We start from the raw sequence: 716 nt of genomic DNA on the forward strand, positions 1-716 counted from the left end.
TACGAATTTTTATTCTTTATTAAAATCGCTTTAATAGACTCTATTATTAAGTAAAGACCTTCCTATAGCTAGGAAGGTTTTTACTTAATAGGGATAAATAACATTATATTTTTTAAGTTTTTACCAACCTGTACCATGTTCGGAGTATTGAATAATTTCAGTTTGAGATGTAATACTTGATTTAACTTGCTGTGTATCTTTAAATACATTCACATTTAATAGCGTAAGAACTGCTAACAAACTTAATACCCCAATTTTTTTCATTTTAATGCCCCTCTTTCATTTCTTTTCTCATAAAACTGAGAAGCTATTTGCTGTGAGTAATCTTTTACATATCCAAAAACTTTCTTTAACTCCACTTATTTCATCAAAAAGCAAACTATATCTTAAATTAATAAGTGCATAATATAACTTTATATTTAGATCCTTAATAGTATCAATTTGGTACTCAATAGTTTCCTTATGTTGTTTTGCTTTTGCTATATTTCTCAAACGAATTTCACAATTCCACCCATGAAGCAATTTTTCATTTCTTCCATTGTAACCACGTCTATACTCATGGAATTTATTCTCCCCTTTACTTAAAATTAATATAAGTATAACAAATTACAAAAGAATAAAAATAGAATATTAAGAATTTTAATCTTTCTCAACGAAAATCATACTTTAGTATAAATAAACACAGTAACCATATCTATTATACTTAAAATACAAAA

Annotated in this window: 2 protein-coding genes; both read right to left on the minus strand. The window is 25.7% G+C overall.

Annotated elements, in window-relative coordinates; all coding sequences use genetic code 11:
* Positions 1–120: 120 nt before the first annotated feature.
* Positions 121–264, minus strand: a complete 144-nt coding sequence (locus tag KVT34_RS29635) for a hypothetical protein (RefSeq protein ID WP_170930128.1) — start codon at positions 262–264, stop codon at positions 121–123.
* A gap of 27 nt (positions 265–291) precedes the next feature.
* The gene (locus KVT34_RS32820) at positions 292–522 is read right to left on the minus strand and encodes a response regulator aspartate phosphatase (RefSeq protein WP_088095996.1); all 231 of its coding nucleotides are present in this window, start codon (positions 520–522) and stop codon (positions 292–294) included.
* Positions 523–716 lie beyond the last annotated feature (194 nt).

The organism is Paenibacillus sp. GbtcB18 (assembly GCF_019091125.1).
GTDB lineage: Bacteria > Bacillota > Bacilli > Paenibacillales > NBRC-103111 > Paenibacillus_F > Paenibacillus_F chitinolyticus.

Bases quoted from the DNA above. Each gene is read 5' to 3' on its own strand.
- KVT34_RS29635 (WP_170930128.1), bottom strand. From the start codon at position 264: ATGAAAAAAATTGGGGTATTAAGTTTGTTAGCAGTTCTTACGCTATTA.